Below are 17,565 nucleotides of genomic sequence, written 5' to 3'. Positions count from 1 at the left end.
CGGTGTGGCTCCTCAACGCGGGATGAGCAGGGCGGCGTTGGCGTCGTCGGCGCAGGCGCGCAGTGCCTTCTCGGGAGAGCTGCGCCCCAGGAGCACGGCGACGACCGCCTGCCCCAGCGCCTGCGAGACCTCCGGGTACGCCGGGTGGACGGGGCGTACGCGCGCCGTCTCCAGTGCCTTGGTGAACACTTCCAGGCCCTCGGTGCCGGAGACCTTGTCCTGCCACTCGGGCAGGTCCTCGGTGCGGCGGCTGAGCGGGAGACTGCCGGCCTCGATGTCCCAGCGCACGTCCTGTTCGGGCCGTGCCAGCCACTGGAGGAAGGTACGGGCGGCCTCCGACCGGGCCTCGCCGTTGTCGAACACCGTCCAGGTGTCGGGCCCCGAGATGGTGACCGGACGTCCGCTGAAGGAGGGCAGGGGAACGACCGCGTAGTCGATCCCGGCGTTCTCGATGTCGGGCAGCTGCCACGGCCCGGTGACCACCATGCCCATGCGGTTGGACAGGAACACCTGGTACATCTGCTCGCTGCCGGGCTTCGGGTCGACGTACACGCTCTTGTCCCGGGCCAGGTCGGCCACCACCTCGAGCGCGCGGGCGCCGGTGCCGGCGAAGCCGATGCTCTTGCCGTCGTCGTCGACGACGTCGCCGCCCAGGTCCCAGATCAGCGGCCACATGCGCCACACGGTGTCCTCGTCGCCCGTGCCCGGCCAGCCCGTGCCGAACCGGCCCTGGCCGGACTGGGTGAGCTTGCGCGCCGTGGAGACGAAGTCCTGCCAGGTCCAGCCCGCCTTCGGCAGCGGCAGTCCGGCCTCGCGGAACAGCTTCTTGTTGCAGACGACGGCGAGCGAGTCCAGCACCGCGGGGGCGGCCCTGACCCTGCCGTTGAGCGTGACGGCGTCCCGGGAGGCCGCCCAGTAGTTCTTCCACGGCACGGGCCCCGACTCCACCATGTCGGTGAGGTCGACGACCTGCGGGCTGCGGGCCACCCGGGCCAGGTCCGACCCGAAGATGTACGCGATGTCGGGGAAGGAGCCGGCCGCGACGGCCGCCGTCACCTTCTGAAGCATCACGTCCGCCAGCACTCCGCCGCCCAGGTCCACCCTGATCTTCGGGTGCTGCCGCTCGAAGTCGGCGACGAGCCCCTCCAGGACCTTCTTCGCCGTGTCCGCCTGGCCGTGCCACATCTCGATGGTGACCGTGCCGTCGGCCGCGACGCCGTCGTCCGTGCCGGCGCCGCAGCCGGTCACCGCCGTGCCCGCGGCCGCCGCGAGCACAGCGCCCCCGCCGGCCCGCAGCACCCGCCTGCGCGAGTAACGCGCGGTACCTCGGACCGCGTTCATCTGTACCTCCAAGGAGTGGAACGGCCGACGGGCGTCAGCAGGTCTCACGGACGTAGCCGCTGCTGCCCTTCGGGGACACGTTCAGGTCGCGCCGCACGATGCTCAGCGTGTCGCCGAACTCCGAGCACGCCTTGGACAGGCCCTTGGCGGTGTACTCGACGACGATCACGCGGTCGCCGAACTCGGCCGTGTAGTCACCGCACTCGTCCCACTCCCCGCACTCCTCCGCGACGGCGAAGTCCAGGCCGTTCGCCTCGCGGTTGCCGGCCAGCTCGACGGTGTTCTTCTGGCCGATGGCCAGTCCGCCGGCGTGGGCGCGCTCGGCCAGCAGCTTGATCAGACCCTGCGCGTCGGCGGCGTCCAGCAGGTCGCCCGCGCGGGTGTAGCTGTCGTAGTTGTCCGGCTCGACGGCCTGGAAGCCCTTGTCCGCGCACGTGTCGATCCACCCGCCGATCTTCTCGGCGATGCGCTCGCGCTTGTCGGCGGTGCGGATGTCGAGGAAGGCCTCGCCCCAGTCGGTGTCGTAGACGACGTCGCCGTTCGCGTCGCGCAGCAGCAGGTCGTCGTCCCACTCGTCCTCGGCGTCCGGCTGCGCCTGGAAGGCGTTGACGTAGCAGATGTTGTACAGCCCCGCCGCGGGGGAGGCCGTGTGGTCGCGGCTGACCACCTCCACCCCGGCCGGCGGGGTGTAGGCGCCGCCGATCTGGTAGTCGAAGTCCGCGTGCGCGGGGGGCGGGGCGAAGGTGGCCGCCTCGGCCTCCGAGCCGCCCGGGACGAGCGCGGCGGCGGTGACGAGGAGGGCGGTGGCACAGACGCCGGCCAGCACCGGCTTCCTGGAGGTGTGCGCGTGCAAACGGCTCATGCTCGAGCTCCGGAGGATGGTGGGCACGTCCCCGCCTCGGAGGGCGCGTGGCCCGTCCTGGCGACTCAGTCCGGGCTCCTGGCGCGAAGCCAGCTACCGGCTGGGCGTACCTCTGCCGCCGATCCACGACATCGGCGTTGATCGGGAGTAAATCGACCGGATCCAGGCCTGTCAAGAGCTCAAAACCAGGAAGCTGATGCGTGAAGCTGATCGAAGAGTGCTTGTTCGACGCACAATCAATCATGATGCGTCGGTCTGCGGACTTCCGGGCACGAGGGAACCGAGCCGGCCGGGAGCCGTGATCACCGGGCGGCCGCGGGGCTGGTAGCGTCGCGTGGTCGCGGCGGGCGGCGCGAGAGAGGTGTCGGTGCGTGGGAGAGCGGCAGGACCGCGAGTGGGTGGCGATGACACCGGGGGACTTCGACCTGGACGCCCCCCTGGTCCTCAACGTGGGCACCGGCCCCGCCACCGTCCCGGCCGAGCCGGACGAGTACGGCACCGCCCCCCTGTTCGGAGAGACGGCACCGGCACCCGGCACCCGGCCGCGCACCCGGCGGGGACGGCACGCCCCCGGCCAGCAGACGCTCTTCTGACCGTCCCCGTCCCCGCCGCAGCCGGCCACGCCGGGGTCCGGAGCCGGGCGCCCGTTCACGACCGCCGCACCGGGGCCGCCCCGCCCGTCCTGCCGCAATTCTCCCCGGGGCTGCTCCTCACCACGCGCCCGACCACCGGTACGGCGCGGCCCGCCGCGTACGTGCGCCCCCGCTGCCGCGGTGGCGGCCGCCCCCGTCGCCCTCCGGCTCACCCGGGGCCCGCGCGGCCCGGCCCCGGTGCCGGGCGGGGCCACCGGGGCGCCCCGCGGCGCGCGTAAGCCGGTGGGAACCCGGAAAGCCGGAGCAGCCCGGCGCGGGCGCGGACGCCGCCCCGACGCCCGCCGGCCGGGAGGCGGGTCAGCGGGTGCGCAGCCGGCCCAGTTCCTCCAGCGCCCGCGCACCGGTGCGGGCCAGCCCCGGCCGCTCGCGCACGAACCGGCGCGCTGCCCGCACCGGTTCCCGCCCCAGCCGGTGCACGGCGCCCCCGAACCCGGCGCGCACCACGGCGCCTTCGTACACCCGGAGGTCCCGCGTCCTGAACGTCTCCTTGTAGCGCGCCGGACCGCTGCCCAGGTCCACCAGCCCGATCCCGTCGCCGGCCGCCGCCTCCAGCATCCGCAGCAACAGCAGCAGCCCGGGGGAGTACCTGCCGTACGCGCGGTCGTACGCCGGGAACCACCAGGACAGGACGGTGGGCGAGCGCAGCCCGAAGTGGGCCGCGACGGGCCGCCCGCCGGCCCACAGTACGGACAGCACGCCACGGCACTCCGGGTCGCCGTCGGCGCGGGCGAACCCCTCGACCAGGCGGGCGATCCACGGCTGCGCGAACCGGTCGCGCCGTCCCGTGCGCCGGTACTGGGCGGACTTCCAGCGCATGAGCGTACGCAGCGCCCCGGGGTCGGTCTCGTCGTACACGAACCGCACCTCACCGGCCTGCCGGGCGAGTCTGCGCTCCTTGGCGAGCGTCTGCTTCAGGAAACCCGGGGAGCGGGTCCCCAGGGCGCGGACATACCCCTCGAAACCGTCGGCGAGGTCGACGACCGGCGAGGCCAGCGCCTCGGTGGTGTGGGGCAGGAACACGTCCTGGCCCGCCTCCAGGCTGTCGAACTCCCAGGACGACAGGGCGCACGCCCGCAGCAGCGTCCGGGCGTCGAGGCGGACGCCCGCACGCAGCACGGCGCCCTGGCTGTCCGACACGCCGAGCCCGACGGCCCGTCCCTGCCCCGCGAACCCGCGTTCGTACGGGAAGTACCCCACCGGGAAGCCGTCCTCCCGCAGGACCGCCACCTCGGCCCGCGGCCGCAGCCGTCCGACGGCCGCCGTGAACGCGGGGTCGAGGAACGGATTCGCCGGGGCCCCGGAGGCCGCCCTGATCTCCCGCCAGATCTTGCGGTCGTCGGCGTCGAGCCGCCCGGGCCCGACCACCTCGATGCGCCGTGTGGACATGTGCCTGCCTTCCGCGTCGTCACGAACGGTGGACTCGTCAAGGCCTGCCGGAGCGCCGCGTGCCGGCGTGCGGTACCCGGGCCGCGCGGCGCAGGCCTGGGGTCGTGTGGATCTCGCCGGGGTCGCGGGGGCCGGCACGCATGTCCGCGGCGCCGGTTGCCCGGGCTCCGCCCTGTCGCGCTCCTCCGCCTTGCAGTTGCACGCCTCCCGCTCGGCTTCGCTCGCGCGGGAGGGACCTCCATCGCCCCCGCTCGGGTCGGCAACAAGGCACCGCAGCTTGGAGCCGGCCTGATCCGAACGACGCGCCCTGGTCGAGACCGCCCGGCTCAGCAGCGGAACGTCTGCAGCTCGGTCACTTCCCGGGAGCCCCGGCCCGCCCCCGGCCCCTCCGCCGCTCCACCCGGCGGGCGCGGGCCCCCGACGGCCCGCCACGCGGCCCGGTCCCGCGCCGGGGCGCTCCCGGTGCCGCGGCCGGTGTCCGGTCCTCCCGCGGCCCTCGGCGCACGGACGGCGGCGTGGTGGCACGAGGGGTCCCCGTCGTACGGGACCGGTTCGCCGGCGGTCTCGGCCGGCACGGTCACGGCCGCCGCGACCCGGTGTTCCCCGGGCGGTCCGGCGGGTCCCGCCGTCTCCGGGGCGAGGAGGCCGAGCAGCGCCCACGCCAGCAGCAGCACCGTCGCCGCTGCCCGCCCACCCCGCACTGTCGGACTCCTGACTGCGTTCCGGCCGGGGCCGGCGGACGGACCGGCACCCGGGCGGCCGCACACGCCCAGTCGTGCCTCCAGTAGGCCGACCGGGCCCGGCCGCGTCAACCCCGTACGCCCCGGACCCGTCCGCCCGGCCCGGCGCGGGGACGCCGTGCGCCGTTGCCGTGCCGCACGGCGCGTCCACCGGCCCGTGGACGGGGGAGGGACGCCGCCGTGCGCGTCCAGGTGGAGGCGGGCTACCGCGCCAGTACGGCCTCCGGGCCCATGACGACGACCGGCTGCCTGCCCGGGTCCAGGGCGGTCAGCAGCGCCCGCATGTGCTCCGTGCTCAGGGACACGCAGGCGTTGGTCGGCCCGTCGTGGTCCACGTGGATCCAGACCCCGCCGCCCTTGTCCTCGCCCAGGGGACGGGTTCTGTCCAGTGGAGTGGTGCCGGGCACCCGGTTGTAGTCGATGGCGACCACGTAGTCGAACGACCCCTCCAGGGGCTCGCCCAGATACCCGGTGCCCGACACGGAGAAGTCCGGATCCTCGTCGTAGGGGAGCAGGGTCCCCGGATCGGGCAGGCGGCCCCCCGCGTCACTGAGCCCGAAGACACCGATGGGCGTGTGCAGGTCGCCCGCCTCGTGGTCGTCCGTCCAGCCGCGCAGCCCGTTGTGCGCGGGCCACGGGCCGGCGACCGCACGCCAGCCCTGGGCCGGGTCCTGCTCGTAGAGCACCACCCGCGCCCGCGAGGAGTCCTCCCCCTCGCCGGTGACCACGAGGGCCTGCCGGGTACCGGCCGGGAGCAGGGCGCGCATGACCGGCCCGACACCGGGCAGCGGGCGGGGGAAGTGCCGCGGGGGAGCGGGATGGGGGGACGCCGGCCGCGCCGCGGACGTGCCGGGTGCGTGCGAGTCCTGCGAGGAGGCGTCCGGGTCCGGCCGGGCGCAGCCGGTTGCCAGCACGCCGGTGCACATGGCGGCACCGATCACCAGGGCCAGCGCTTTCCTGACGGTCATATCGATCTCCGACTCCGTGTGTGGACTACTCATAGCTAGACCACTCGGACAACCGGGGTGTGCGGCGGCCTCGTCCTCTCCCCCGGATGGCCCAGTCGGGGGCCCGTGCGGCCGCCGGCAGGGGTGCGGATCGGCAACATCGTTGCCGCTCACACCCCTTACTCACTGGTGGGGCCCGGACATGCCGTGTAGCGTCAGCAGCAGATGTCGTGGTTCGCCCAGACCGCCCGCGCCGGAGTGCGGGCGGTTTGCTGTGCAGTGCCGGAGGACCAGGACGACCACCTCCGGGTTCGCGCGGTGCGGATCCGATAACGGCTGAAAGGCAAAAGGCATGGCCAGCGGAACCGTCAAGTGGTTCAACTCGGAAAAGGGCTTCGGCTTCATCGCGCAGGACGGCGGCGGCCCCGACGTCTTCGCGCACTACTCCAACATCAACGCGACGGGCTACCGCGAGCTCCAGGAAGGCCAGGCCGTCACCTTCGACATCACCCAGGGCCAGAAGGGCCCGCAGGCGGAGAACATCACCCCCGCCTGACCGGACGCGTGCCGAACGGGGCGGGGTGCCCGGGGAACGAGCGTTTCCCGGGCACCCCGCCCCTCGGCGTTCCGCCGACGCGTCTCCCGAGCCCCGTGCGGGCCGTTCAGGGCAGGCGGGTGAAGAAGTCCAGCAGCGCCGCCGTCAGCTCGGCGGGCGCGTCCTCCTGGACCAGATGACCCGCGTGGGCGATCGGCTCCCACCGGGCCCCGGGCACGAGACCGGCCAGTTCGCGCCCCCTGGCCACCGGAATCCAGGCGTCGTCCTCGCCCCAGCAGACCAGCGTCGGCACCTCGATACCGGCGTAACGGTCCTGCATCTCGTCGGTGTACCGCTGGTCCGCCTGGGCGATCTGCCGGTAGAAGGCCGGCCGGCCCGACTCGCCCAGCCACGGATCCACCAGCCGGTCCAGGACCCGCGGATTCAGGCCCGGCCCGCCGGTGGAACCGACGTACTCGCGCACCAGGGCCCGGTGCAGTGGCGGGGGCAGCTGCTCGAAGACCCCGGCGTGGTCGCGGACCAGCCGGAAGAACGGCGACCCCCAGGGCGCCAGCGCGACCGGGTCGACCAGGGCGAGCGCCCGGTAACGGACGCCGTGCAGCAGGTGCGCCCGCAGTGCGACGGCGCCCCCGAAGTCGTGGGCGGCCACGAGGGGGTTCTCGATCCCCCAGTGGTCCAGCAGCCGGGCGAAGACCCGGCCCTGCGCGGCCAGTGACACGTCCTGCCCCGCGTACTTCTCCGACTGCCCGTAACCGGGCATGTCCCAGACGAACACCTGGTGGTCGCGCGCCAGCGAGCGGGCCACCGCGCGCCAGACGTACGAGGAGAAGGGCGTGCCGTGCAGCAGGACCAGCGGGCGTCCGCCGCGGGCGCCCAGCCGGTTCCAGCGGACGGTGCCGCAGGCGTCGGCGAACGACTCGGGCAACGGCCAGTCGGACATGGTGCGGGATCCTCTCGGTCGGGCGCCGTCCGGGACGTCAGGGCTTGCGGGCGAGGCCGCCGTGTTCGCCGATGAGCGCCGGGGCGGGAGCACCGGCCTCCGGACGCCACAGCGGCACCGGCACCACTCCGGGCTCCACCAGCTCCAGGCCGTCGAAGAACGACGTGATCCGGTCGACGGTGCGCAGCACGTACGGCGCGGCACCGCTCTCGTTGTAGGCGTCCTGGGCCCGCTCGAACTCCGGGTCGATGCCCCGCGAACCGTCGTTGACGGAGAGGTAGCTGCCGGACGGCAGGGCGTCCACCAGACGGGCGACGACGGAACGCGCCCGGTCGTAGTCCGCGATGTGCCCCAGGATGTTGCTGAGGATCAGGGCGACGGGCCGGTCGAAGTCCAGCGTCTCGGCCGCGGTAGCGAGGACGGCGTCGGGGTCGAGCACGTCGGCGTCGATGTAGGCGGTCGCGCCCTCGGGGGTGGAGTAGAGCAGCGCGCGGGCGTGGGCGAGGACCATCGGGTCGTTGTCGACGTAGACGATGCGGCTCTCGGGGGCGATGCGCTGGGCGACCTCGTGGGTGTTGTCGGCGGTGGGCAGACCGGTCCCGATGTCGAGGAACTGCCGCACGCCCGCCTCCGCCACCAGGTAGGTGATGTTGCGGCGCAGGAAGGCACGGCTGCTGCGGGCGACGGTGACGATGCCGGGGAAGACGGCCGTGTACGCGTCGCCGGCCTGCTCGTCGACGGGGTAGTTGTCCTTCCCGCCCAGCCAGTAGTTCCAGATCCGGGCCGAGTGCGGCACGGAGGTGTCCATCTTCTGCTGCGCGGCGTGGCCGGGAGTCGTCGAGGGGTCGCTCATGGGTGCGGTCCGTCTTTCAGCCGAGGCGTGGGTGCTTGACCCCAACCTACGCGGCAACGTCCGGCGTCCGTACACCGGTTCACCGGCAGGACCCCGTGCCGCTCGGCGGTCCGGCCTTCACGGGTGCCCGACGAGGTCGCGCAGCTGGGAGCGGGTGGTGACGCCCAGCTTGGGGAAGCTGCGGTACAGGTGCGAGCCGACCGTGCGCGGGGAGAGGAAGAGCCGCTCGCCGATCTCCCGGTTGGTCAGCCCGCGGGCGGCGAGCCCGATGATCTGCCGCTGCTGCGGGGAGAGCGAGGCGAGCGCGTCGGGTGCCGCCTCGGCGACGTCGAGTCCGGCGGCCCGTGACTCGGCCAGCGTCCGTTCGGTCCACGGGCGCGCGCCCAGCCGCCGGAAGGTCTCCAGGGCCTCGGCGAGCGGCGCGCGGGCCTCGGCGATCCTGCGCCGGCGCCGCAGCCACTCGGCGAGGTCCAGCAGCGTCTGCGCACGCTCGAACGGCCAGTGTGCAAGGGCCGGATCCGCGAGGGCAGTCCGGAAGTGCGGTTCGGCGTCCGCCGCGTCCGCGAGCAGACCCCGGGCCCGGTCGATCAGCGCGCGCAGCCTGGGGGAGGCGTCACCGGCCAGTTCGTGCGCGGAACGCGCCACGATCGCGGCCGCCTCCTCGCGCCGGCCCGCGCGCACGGCGGCAGCGGCCAGGTCCGCGAGCGCCGGGTAGGAGGCGTGGTAGTGCACCGGCGAGCCGTCCGCCGTGAACACCGCCCGCAGCCGGTCGTACGCCGTCTCGTACGCCCCCTCGGCGGTGGCCGCGGCGCCCAGCGCACGGTGCACGAAGACCGAGACCGAGCGGCTCTCCAGCGGATCGACCAGGCCGAGCGCGTCCGCCGCCCGGTCGCGCGCCGCCGCCGTGTCCCCCTGGAGGGCCAGCAGCATGGCCTCCGTCGACATCGCGCACGCCACGGCATGGTCGATGCCGAGCGCCGAACCGACCGCGGTGACACGGGCGCAGGATTCCCGGGCACGGTCCCACCGCCCCTGTTCCAGATAGGCCCGGGCCGCGGCGCCGCCCAAACCCTGGGGCAGCGCACCCCGCGCCTGCCAGCGGTCGAAGGCCTCGTCGAAGGCGCGGACGGCGCGCGGTGTCTCGTCCAGCAGCCAGGCCATGACGCCCAGGGCGGTGAGGTGTTCGGGCCGGCCCGCGGACTCGGCGGCCGCGCGGGACAGCAGCCGGACGAGTCCGGTCCGGCCGCCGAAGGGGTTCGAGACGACCTTCGTCCAGGTACGCGCCCACGACGCGCCCGGCACCTCCTCCGGCAGGATCCTCAACAGATCCTCGATCCGCCGCAGTTGGGACTCCCGGCCGGAGTAGAAGCGGACCACGGCGGCGTCCGACAGCAGACCGAGGGCGGCGGCGGGCCGCGAACGGGCCGCTTCCTCGGCGGTGTCGGTCAGCCGGGAGAAGAGCGCGGAGTGCCGCGCCGTCAGGACCGCGAGCCGGCCTGCCTGGACGGCGGCGTCGGCCAGCAGGCCCGGGTCGTCGGTGCGCGCGCGGGCCGCGGCGACCAGTTCCTCGACCCAGGCGAGGTCTCCGGTGAGTACGGCCGCCGCGGCCGCCTCCACCAGCAGCCGGGCGCCGTCCGCACGGCGCGGGGCCAGTTCCGCCGCGCGTTGCAGCGCCTTGGCCGCCGCCGCGTGGCCTCCCCGGCGGCGTGCCCGCTCCGCGGTCCGCGTCAGGTCCGCCGACACCGCCGCGTCCGCGCGTACGGTGGCGGCGGCCCGGTGCCAGGCCCGGCGGTCCGGCTCGTCGTGCAGCAGCCCGGCCAGTTCCAGATGGGCCTGGCCGCGCTGGTCCGGGGACGCGGCGTGGTACACGGCGGACCGCACCAGCGGATGACGGAAGCGGACGCCCGGATACCCCGGCAGGACCAGCCCGGCCAGCTCGGCCGGCCGCCACGTCCCGTCCCCGGGGCCCGGCAGCCCGGCCCGCACGGCGAGCGCGGAGTCGACCGTGTCCATGGCGGCCAGGAGCAGCAGTGCGCGGGCGGTCTGGGCGGGGAGGGTGGCCACCCGGGCGGCGAAGAGCCGTTCCAGGTGGTCGGCGAGCGGCAGCGGGCCGGCCGGCGGCAGCTCCGTCCCCGTCTCCCGGGCCCAGCCGGCGGAGCGCGCCAGCTCCACCAGCGCGAGTGGGTTGCCGCCCGCCTGGTCGAGGATCCGGGCCCTGGTCCGGCCGGCGGTGCGGTGCGGCTGGATGTCCAGGAGACGGTTGGCCGACACGTCGTCCAGCGGTCCGAGCTCGACGACGGGCACCCGCCGGTGCGGACCCGGCAGGCGGTCGTCCGGACGGGCGCCCATCAGCACGGCCACCGGTTCGCCCGCCAGCCGTCCGGCGACGAAGGACAGGATGTCGAGCGAGGCGTGGTCGAGCCACTGCGCGTCGTCCAGGACCAGGAGCACGGGCCCGTCCTCGCCCAGCGCGGAGAGCAGGTTCAGGACAGCGGCACCGAGGAGGACGGTGCCGGGCGGGCCGGGCGGAGGCGCCGCCGGCCCGGCACCGAGGGCGTCGCGCAGCGCCGCGCGCTGCCCGTCCGGCAGCGCCTGCGCCCGGGCACGCACCGGCCGCAGCAGCTGGTGCAGCGCGGAGAACGCGAGGTCCGACTCCGACTCGCTCCCGGCGGCACGCAGCACGCGCGTGCCGCCGGCCGCCACCCGGCGTGCCACGGAGTCGAGGAGCGTGCTCTTGCCCGTGCCCGCCTCGCCGACGAGCAGCAGAACCGGATCGGCCGGTCCGGGCCCGGCCGGATCGCGGCCGGCCGTCCGCAGAAGACGTGCCGACTCCGCCGTCCGGCCCACGATCGGCTCCCGGTCCTCCGGCTCCGCGTTCTCCCCTGCCGTGCGCTCGTCCACGCCACCCAGGCTACAAGCGGTGGCAGGCATCCGGGGCGGCCCGGAGCGGGTGCAGTCATGTGACGGATACCGCGCGCCCCGCGCCGTCCATAGCGTCGTGTCCGAGCACCGGAAGAACTCCGCAGCCGCAAGGAGCGACATGGAACGGATCGAACTCGGGAACGTCACCGTCACCCGTGTGTGGGAATACTTCGGGTCGGTGGACATGGCACCCCGGACGTTCTTCCCGGACGTACCGGAAAAGGTGTGGGAGGAGGGCCGGCCCTGGCTCGAGCCGCATTTCCTCGACTCCCGGGCCGACGTCGTCCACGGCGCCATCCAGACCTGGCTGTTGCACAGCGAGGGCAGGAACATCCTGGTCGACACCGGTGTCGGCAATCACAAGGAACGACCGTACTCGCCGGTCTGGAACCACCTCGACACCGATTTCCTGGGGAACCTGTCCCGGGCCGGAGTCGCACCCGAGGACGTGGACCTCGTGATCAACACCCATCTGCACGTCGACCACGTCGGCTGGAACACCCGCCTGGACGGCCGGGACTGGGTGCCCACCTTCCCGAACGCCACTTACCTGATGCCGAAGGACGACTTCGACTTCTGGAACCCCGAGAACGGCCACGTGCCGCTCCTCGGCCGGGGCAACCAGAACGTGTTCGAGGACAGCGTGGCGCCGGTGCACCGAGCCGGACGCACCGAACTCTGGCAGGGCGGCCTCCGGATCGACGCCAATCTGCGCCTGGACGCGGCGCCCGGACACACCCCCGGTTCCAGCGTGCTGACCCTGGACAGCGGAACCGACCGCGCGCTGTTCGTCGGAGACCTGCTGCACTCGCCGGTCCAGATCCTCGAACCCGACCACAACAGCTGCTTCTGCGAGGACCCCGCAGCCGCCCGCGCCACCCGCCGCAGGCTCCTGGGCCGCGCCGCCGACGAGAACGCCCTCCTGTTCCCCGCCCACCTGGGCGGCCACGGAGCGGCGGAAGTGGTCCGCGACGCCGACAAGTTCGCCATCAAGGGCTGGGCGCCCTTCACCCCGCACCCCGCCCGGCACTGACCACCGGAAAGGCACCCGAAGTGAATCAGCACGACCCCGTCGTCACCACGGACCGGGGCAGCGTACGAGGCCTGTGCCGGGCCGACGGCACCGCGGTCTTCCTGAACATCCCCTACGCCGCCCCTCCGCGAGGCGCAGGCCGGTTCGCACCGCCCCGGCCGCACGCCCCCTGGCACGGGACACGGGACGCCACCCGGCCCGGCCCCAACGCCCCGCAGCCCGAGCGCCGGTTCGGCGGCGTCGACATGTCCCCCTACTTCGGCCCCGGCTGGGTACGCGGCGACGACTTCCTCACCGCCAACGTCTGGACGCCCGGGACCACTCGGGGCGGCCTGCCCGTCATGGTCTTCGTCCACGGCGGGGCGTTCGCCTCCGGCTCGACGCGCTCCCCGATGTACGACGGTTCCGCCTTCGCCCGCGACGGCGTGGTCCTCGTCACCGTGAACTACCGGCTGGGCATCGCCGGGTTCCTCGACCTTCCGGGAGCACCCGCCAACCGCGGACTGCTCGACGTCGCCGCCGCGCTGCGCTGGGTGCGGGAGAACATCGCTGCCTTCGGGGGAGACCCGGACCGCGTCACGCTCTTCGGCCAGTCGGCCGGCGCGACGCTCGTGGGCGGCCTGCTCGCCACCCCCGACACCGCCGGGCTGTTCTCCCGGGCGATCGTCCAGAGCGGCAGCGGGCTGGGCGCGTTCACCCCCGAACAGGCCGCCCGCGTCACGGAGTCGGCGTGTGCGGCGCTGGGTGTCCCGCCGCGTGCCGACGCGCTCGCCGGTGTCCCGGACGAGCGCCTGGTCGCGACGGCAGCCGAACTGGTGGGCATCGACCTCGCGACCGCGTCCCACCGCGACCCGCTGCTCGGCCTCAGCCCCTTCAGCCTCGTCCTCGGCACCCAGCCCGCCGGCTCCGTCGCCCAGGGCACCGGTGCCGGCGTCGACCTGCTGATCGGCACCAACAGCGAGGAGGGCAACCTCTATCTGGCTCCGGCCGGCCGGTACGCCGGTTCGGAGGCGGCCGACGTCGAGGCCGTCGCCGGGCGGTCGCACCCGGACCCGGCCCGGCTGATCGAGACGTACCGCACCGCCCGCCCGGAGGCGTCCCACGGAGAACTGCGCTCCGCCGTCATGGGAGACGCGCTCTTCGGCGCCGGCAGCAGAGCCCTGGCCGACGCGCACGCCGCGCACCCCGGATCGGCCACGTACGCCTACGAGTTCGCCTGGCGCTCGACCGCCCTGGACGGGCAGCTCGGCGCCACCCACACGATGGAACTGCCCTTCGTCTTCGACCGCACCGGTCTGCCGGCACTGCGCGGGCCGGGCGGCCTGCTCGGCCGTGACGCACCGCCCCCCGGCCTCGCCGCACGGACGCACGCCGCCTGGATCCGGTTCGCGAGCACCGGAGACCCCGGCTGGGACCGCTACGACACCCGGCGCCGCGCCACGATGCGCATCGCCGAGGAGTGGACGCCGGTCGACGACCCCCACGGGGCGGAACTGCGGGCCTGGAGCTGACCGGCGCGCCGCCGAGCGGTGGCCCTGCCTCCCCTGTCAGGGCGCCACCGCGCCCCGGGCCGACTCGGTGCGCAGTACGGCGAAGCACTCGGCGAGGAGCTGCCGCAGCCGCGGCTCCCGGCCCCCGTCGACCCAGCGCCGGAAGGCGACCTTGAGCACGGCGACCGCGGCCTCGGCGGTCAGTCCCGCCGACAGTTCGTCCACGCCGCGGTCGCACAGCGCAGCGGCGAGCGCGTCGGAGAGGGACGCGAGCTTGATCAGTTCCCGTTCGCGCAGCTCGGCGTTGGCGTCGATGACGCCCTGGCGCCGCAGCACCAGGTCACCGCGCTCCTCGAAGACGCCCGCCGCGGCGTCGAGGGCGGCGGCGGCCGCCTCCATCGGCGTCGCGGACCCGGGCGCCCCCGCGACGGCGTGTACGCAGATCTCCTCCAGCCTGCCGGAGCCGGCGAACAGGACCTCCCGCTTGTCGGCGAAGTGCCGGAAGAACGTCCGCTCCGTCAGCCCCGCGACCCCGGTGATCTCTGCGACCGTGGTCTGCTCGTAGCCGCGCTCCGCGTACAGCTCCAGCGCCGCCTGCTCCAGGCGTCCGCGCGCGTTCGGCTCCCATCGACCCATGCCGCGAATCCTACGCGAGGACAGCCACTGTCATGCGCAGACGGCGGGGCTGCCCCCTCTGCGGCTGCGTACCGGTCGCATCGAGCGAACCGGACGACTAGCTCCTGCTCCTGCTCCGCGTGCGGCACGGCGCGGCCGGTGCCGGGGTGCGGCGGCGGTAGACCAGGTACGGACGGACCAGGTAGCCGACCGGTGCGCTCCAGACGTGCACCAGCCGCGTGAACGGCCAGGCGGCGAAGAGCAGGCAGGCGCTCAGCGCGTGCAGCCGGAACAGCAGCGGCGCGTCGGCGATCGCCTCGGGACGCGGGCTGAGGGCGAACAGACCGCGGAACCAGACCGACACCGTCTCCCGGTAGTCGTAGCCGCCGCCGAGGACGTTGTGGGCGGCGGTGGCCCAGATGCCCAGCAGCACGGTGAGCGACAGCAGCGGGAACAGCACCTTGTCGCTGCGGTCGGTGCCCAGCCGGATCCGCCTCGTCAGCAGCCGCCGGGCGCACAGCATGCCGAGCCCCGCGACCATGGCGGCGCCCGCCGCCGAACCGGCCCACACGGCGGCCGCGTGGTACAGGTGCTCGTCGACGCCCACGGCCCGGGTCCACGAGGCGGGCACGGCCAGCCCCACCACGTGCCCGGCGATCACCATGAACGTGCCCAGGTGGAACAGGGGGCTGCCCCAGCGCAGCCACCGGTGTTCCAGCAGCTGGCTGGTGCGCGACGTCCAGCCGAACTGGTCCTGCCGGTAGCGCCACACGTGCCCGGCCACGAAGACGGCCAGGCAGGCGTAGGGGACTGCCACCCACAGGAGGAGACCGGCGCCGCCCACGGAGGCCGGTGCCAGGGACGAGGTGCCGGTGTTCATCGGCGGCCTTCCTGGTGCGGGGTGACCGTGGCGGGCGCGACCCGGGTCGGTGGGGCGGGCAGCGGCGGCACGAAGGCGCCGGGCGGGGCGAAGGTGCCGGGCGGGGCGAACCCGCCTTCCCCGTAGGGGTCCAGACCGACCTCCTCGCCGGGCGGCCCCTCGGCGGCCAGTTTCGCGACGGCCGCCCGGTCCGCCCCGGACGCCGGCGGGAGCAGACTCAGCAGCGCCGACAGGACGTGCCGGTAGGGCGAGCGGGCCTCCGCCAGCGCGTGGTGGATGAGTTCCAGACCGCGCCGGTGCAGCCGCAGCGGTGCCTCACCCGTGCCGGGACCGGCGAGCGCGGCGAACTCGAGCACGACCGGCAGGTGGTCGGGCAGCTCCGCGCCGTCGGCGTCCCAGCCGGCGGCCCGGTAGCGCCGGGCCAGGGTCAGCAGGGCCATGCCCCGGCGCCGGGTGTCGCCGTGCAGGTAGTAGGTGAGGTAGAGGCTGCTCCTGCGGCGCAGGTCGAACGTCTCGACGTAGTGGCGGGCCGCCGCGTCTGAGTCCTGGGCGGTGAACCAGTCCATGAACGCGCCCAGTTCCGACGCGGCGCGCGACGGGGGCAGGCCGGCGACGGCGGACGCCAGCCGTGGCCGCTCCGCCGTCAGTTCCGCGTCCGGGTACTGCATGAGCAGCGACAGCAGCCGCAGCAGCAGCGCGCGGTGCTCCGCCTCCCGGGGCGACGGCAGCGCGCGGCGCCGGACGGCCGCGCGGACGCGGGTGCGGATGATCGCGGGGACGGTGGCGGGCAACGGGCTCATGCGTGTCCTTCCGGCGACGTGCGGCGCAGCGTGGGCATACCGAGCGAGACCCGGCCTCCGGCGGACGGACCGGCCCCGGACAGGCCGCCCGCGGACTCCACGGGGCAGCCGCTCTCCACGGCGGTCAGCGCGGCCGCGTCCTCCTTGTGCGCGGCCGGTACCACGTAGCGGTCGGTGTACTTCGCCACGGCGAGCAGCCGGTGCAGGTCCCGGGCCTCGGCGTCGTCCAGCCCGACCGCGCGCAGGGCCGTCCCGTCGGCTTCGTCGGCCGCGTCGCCGAGCGAGACGGCGCGCATGTACGAGCGCAGCGCCGTGAGTTTCATCAGGACCCCGCCCACGACGTCCGTGTCGCCGGCCGTGAACAGGCTCGCCAGGTACTCCAGCGGGATGCGCAGCCGGGTGACCGCCGCGAACACGTGGTCCGGGTCGTCCTGGTCGCCGCCGGCCGCGCCGACGGCGTCCAGGACGGGGGACAGCGGTGGCACGTACCAGACCATCGGGAGGGTGCGGTACTCCGGATGCAGGGGCAGCGCCACCCTGTACCGCGCGACCAGGTCGTACACGGGCGAGCGGCGGGCCGCCTCCAGCCAGTCCCCGGGGATGCCCGACTCCCGTGCCACCGCGATCACGTCGGGGTCGCGCGGGTCCAGGAAGACGCCGCGCTGGGCGTCCAGCAGGTCCTGTTCGTCCGGCGTCGCCGCCGCCTCGCCCACCCGGTCGGCGTCGTACAGCAGCAGGCCCAGGTAGCGCAGCCGGCCCACGCACGTCTCCGAGCAGACCGTCGGCTGCCCCGCCTCGATGCGGGGGAAGCAGAACGTGCACTTCTCGGCCTTGCCGGTGGCGTGGTTGACGTACACCTTCTTGTACGGGCACGCCGTCACGCACATCCGCCAGCCGCGGCAGCGGTCCTGGTCGACCAGGACGATGCCGTCCTCGGCCCGCTTGTACATCGCGCCGGACGGACAGGCCGACACGCACGCCGGGTTGAGGCAGTGCTCGCAGAGCCGGGGGAGGTGGAAGAGGAAGGTCTGCTCGAACTCGAAGCGGACCTTCTCGGCCCACTCGCCGCTCAGGTTCGGGTCGCCGCCCGCGTGCTCGGGCGCACCGCCGAGACCGTCCTCCCAGTTGGCGCCCCAGGTGATGGCGGTGGGCCGGCCGGTCAGCACCGAACGCGGCCGGGCGACCGGCAGGTCCGGCCCCGCGGGGGCGCTCAGCAGGTTGTCGTAGTCGTAGGTGACGGGCTCGTAGTAGTCCTCCAGGGCCGGCAGGTGCGGGTTGGAGAACAGCGACAGCAGCCGCCTGACCCGGCCGCCGGACCGCAGCATCAGCCGTCCCCTGCGGTCCAGCGTCCAGCCGCCCCTCCACCGCTCCTGGTCCTCGTAGCGGCGGGGAAAGCCGATGCCCGGCTTGGTCTCCACGTTGTTGAACCAGGCGTACTCGACGCCGGTCCGGTTGGTCCAGGTCTGCTTGCAGGTCACCGAACAGGTGTGGCACCCGATGCACTTGTCGAGGTTCATCACCATCGCGATCTGCGCGAGGACGCGCAT

16 protein-coding genes are annotated in these 17,565 nt (G+C 74.4%); 4 read left to right on the top strand and 12 right to left on the bottom strand.

Annotated elements, in window-relative coordinates; all coding sequences use genetic code 11:
• Positions 1-12: 12 nt before the first annotated feature.
• Both HZS56_RS18810 and HZS56_RS18805 read right to left on the bottom strand, forming a co-directional pair.
• The gene (locus tag HZS56_RS18810) at positions 13-1,341 is read right to left on the bottom strand and encodes an ABC transporter substrate-binding protein (RefSeq protein WP_216721866.1); all 1,329 of its coding nucleotides are present in this window, start codon (positions 1,339-1,341) and stop codon (positions 13-15) included.
• 34 nt (positions 1,342-1,375) lie between these two features.
• A complete protein-coding gene (locus HZS56_RS18805) occupies positions 1,376-2,203 on the bottom strand; it encodes an endo alpha-1,4 polygalactosaminidase (protein ID WP_216721865.1) in 828 nt (275 codons plus the stop codon).
• 371 nt (positions 2,204-2,574) lie between these two features.
• On the opposite strand from HZS56_RS18805, the gene HZS56_RS18800 reads away from it, so the two are divergent.
• Positions 2,575-2,796, top strand: a complete 222-nt coding sequence (locus tag HZS56_RS18800) for a hypothetical protein (RefSeq protein WP_216721864.1) — start codon at positions 2,575-2,577, stop codon at positions 2,794-2,796.
• A 357-nt stretch (positions 2,797-3,153) separates the two neighbouring features.
• Here the strand turns inward: HZS56_RS18800 and HZS56_RS18795 are convergent, their stop codons facing one another.
• From HZS56_RS18795 to HZS56_RS18785, 3 genes are all read right to left on the bottom strand, one after another.
• Positions 3,154-4,242 carry a GNAT family N-acetyltransferase gene (locus HZS56_RS18795; RefSeq protein WP_216721863.1) on the bottom strand — a complete coding sequence of 363 codons (1,089 nt, stop codon included), beginning with the start codon at positions 4,240-4,242 and terminating at the stop codon, positions 3,154-3,156.
• Positions 4,243-4,568: 326 nt separating this feature from the next.
• On the bottom strand, positions 4,569-4,943 hold the full coding sequence (locus tag HZS56_RS18790; RefSeq protein ID WP_216721862.1) for a hypothetical protein: 375 nt from the start codon (positions 4,941-4,943) through the stop codon (positions 4,569-4,571).
• A 242-nt stretch (positions 4,944-5,185) separates the two neighbouring features.
• Positions 5,186-5,950: a L,D-transpeptidase family protein gene (locus tag HZS56_RS18785; protein WP_216721861.1), complete on the bottom strand. Its 765-nt coding sequence runs from the start codon at positions 5,948-5,950 to the stop codon at positions 5,186-5,188.
• Between the two features lie 331 nt (positions 5,951-6,281).
• Between HZS56_RS18785 and HZS56_RS18780 the strand changes: the two genes are divergently transcribed.
• Positions 6,282-6,485: a cold-shock protein gene (locus HZS56_RS18780; protein WP_019330262.1), complete on the top strand. Its 204-nt coding sequence runs from the start codon at positions 6,282-6,284 to the stop codon at positions 6,483-6,485.
• Positions 6,486-6,591: 106 nt separating this feature from the next.
• On the opposite strand, the gene HZS56_RS18775 is transcribed toward HZS56_RS18780, so the two are convergent.
• The 3 genes from HZS56_RS18775 to HZS56_RS18765 all read right to left on the bottom strand — a co-directional run bounded on the left by HZS56_RS18775 (position 6,592) and on the right by HZS56_RS18765 (position 11,179).
• On the bottom strand, positions 6,592-7,425 hold the full coding sequence (locus HZS56_RS18775) for an alpha/beta fold hydrolase (protein ID WP_216721860.1): 834 nt from the start codon (positions 7,423-7,425) through the stop codon (positions 6,592-6,594).
• 37 nt (positions 7,426-7,462) lie between these two features.
• Complete coding sequence (locus HZS56_RS18770) at positions 7,463-8,278, bottom strand: SAM-dependent methyltransferase (RefSeq protein ID WP_216721859.1); 816 nt, start codon at positions 8,276-8,278, stop codon at positions 7,463-7,465.
• A gap of 117 nt (positions 8,279-8,395) precedes the next feature.
• The gene (locus HZS56_RS18765; protein ID WP_308408099.1) at positions 8,396-11,179 is read right to left on the bottom strand and encodes a helix-turn-helix transcriptional regulator; all 2,784 of its coding nucleotides are present in this window, start codon (positions 11,177-11,179) and stop codon (positions 8,396-8,398) included.
• 139 nt (positions 11,180-11,318) lie between these two features.
• On the opposite strand from HZS56_RS18765, the gene HZS56_RS18760 reads away from it, so the two are divergent.
• Together HZS56_RS18760 and HZS56_RS18755 are read left to right on the top strand one after the other, a co-directional pair.
• A complete protein-coding gene (locus tag HZS56_RS18760) occupies positions 11,319-12,233 on the top strand; it encodes an MBL fold metallo-hydrolase (RefSeq protein ID WP_216721857.1) in 915 nt (304 codons plus the stop codon).
• 20 nt (positions 12,234-12,253) lie between these two features.
• Positions 12,254-13,744 (top strand): carboxylesterase/lipase family protein, encoded by a 1,491-nt coding sequence (locus HZS56_RS18755; protein WP_216721856.1) that lies wholly within the window; start codon positions 12,254-12,256, stop codon positions 13,742-13,744.
• Between the two features lie 36 nt (positions 13,745-13,780).
• Here HZS56_RS18755 and HZS56_RS18750 read toward each other — a convergent pair whose 3' ends face one another.
• The 4 genes from HZS56_RS18750 to narH all read right to left on the bottom strand — a co-directional run bounded on the left by HZS56_RS18750 (position 13,781) and on the right by narH (position 17,565).
• Positions 13,781-14,359 (bottom strand): TetR/AcrR family transcriptional regulator, encoded by a 579-nt coding sequence (locus tag HZS56_RS18750; RefSeq protein ID WP_216721855.1) that lies wholly within the window; start codon positions 14,357-14,359, stop codon positions 13,781-13,783.
• A 97-nt stretch (positions 14,360-14,456) separates the two neighbouring features.
• Positions 14,457-15,218, bottom strand: a complete 762-nt coding sequence (narI, locus tag HZS56_RS18745) for a respiratory nitrate reductase subunit gamma (protein WP_216721854.1) — start codon at positions 15,216-15,218, stop codon at positions 14,457-14,459.
• Positions 15,215-16,018 (bottom strand): nitrate reductase molybdenum cofactor assembly chaperone, encoded by an 804-nt coding sequence (gene narJ / locus HZS56_RS18740; RefSeq protein ID WP_216721853.1) that lies wholly within the window; start codon positions 16,016-16,018, stop codon positions 15,215-15,217. The genes narI and narJ overlap by 4 nt, the downstream gene beginning before the upstream one ends.
• Positions 16,015-17,565 (bottom strand): nitrate reductase subunit beta, encoded by a 1,551-nt coding sequence (gene narH, locus HZS56_RS18735; RefSeq protein WP_216721852.1) that lies wholly within the window; start codon positions 17,563-17,565, stop codon positions 16,015-16,017. The genes narJ and narH overlap by 4 nt, the downstream gene beginning before the upstream one ends.

It is taken from the genome of Streptomyces mayonensis, from assembly GCF_018982965.1.
Taxonomy (GTDB): domain Bacteria; phylum Actinomycetota; class Actinomycetes; order Streptomycetales; family Streptomycetaceae; genus Streptomyces; species Streptomyces mayonensis.
This window is presented reverse-complemented; position numbering and strand designations above follow the sequence as displayed.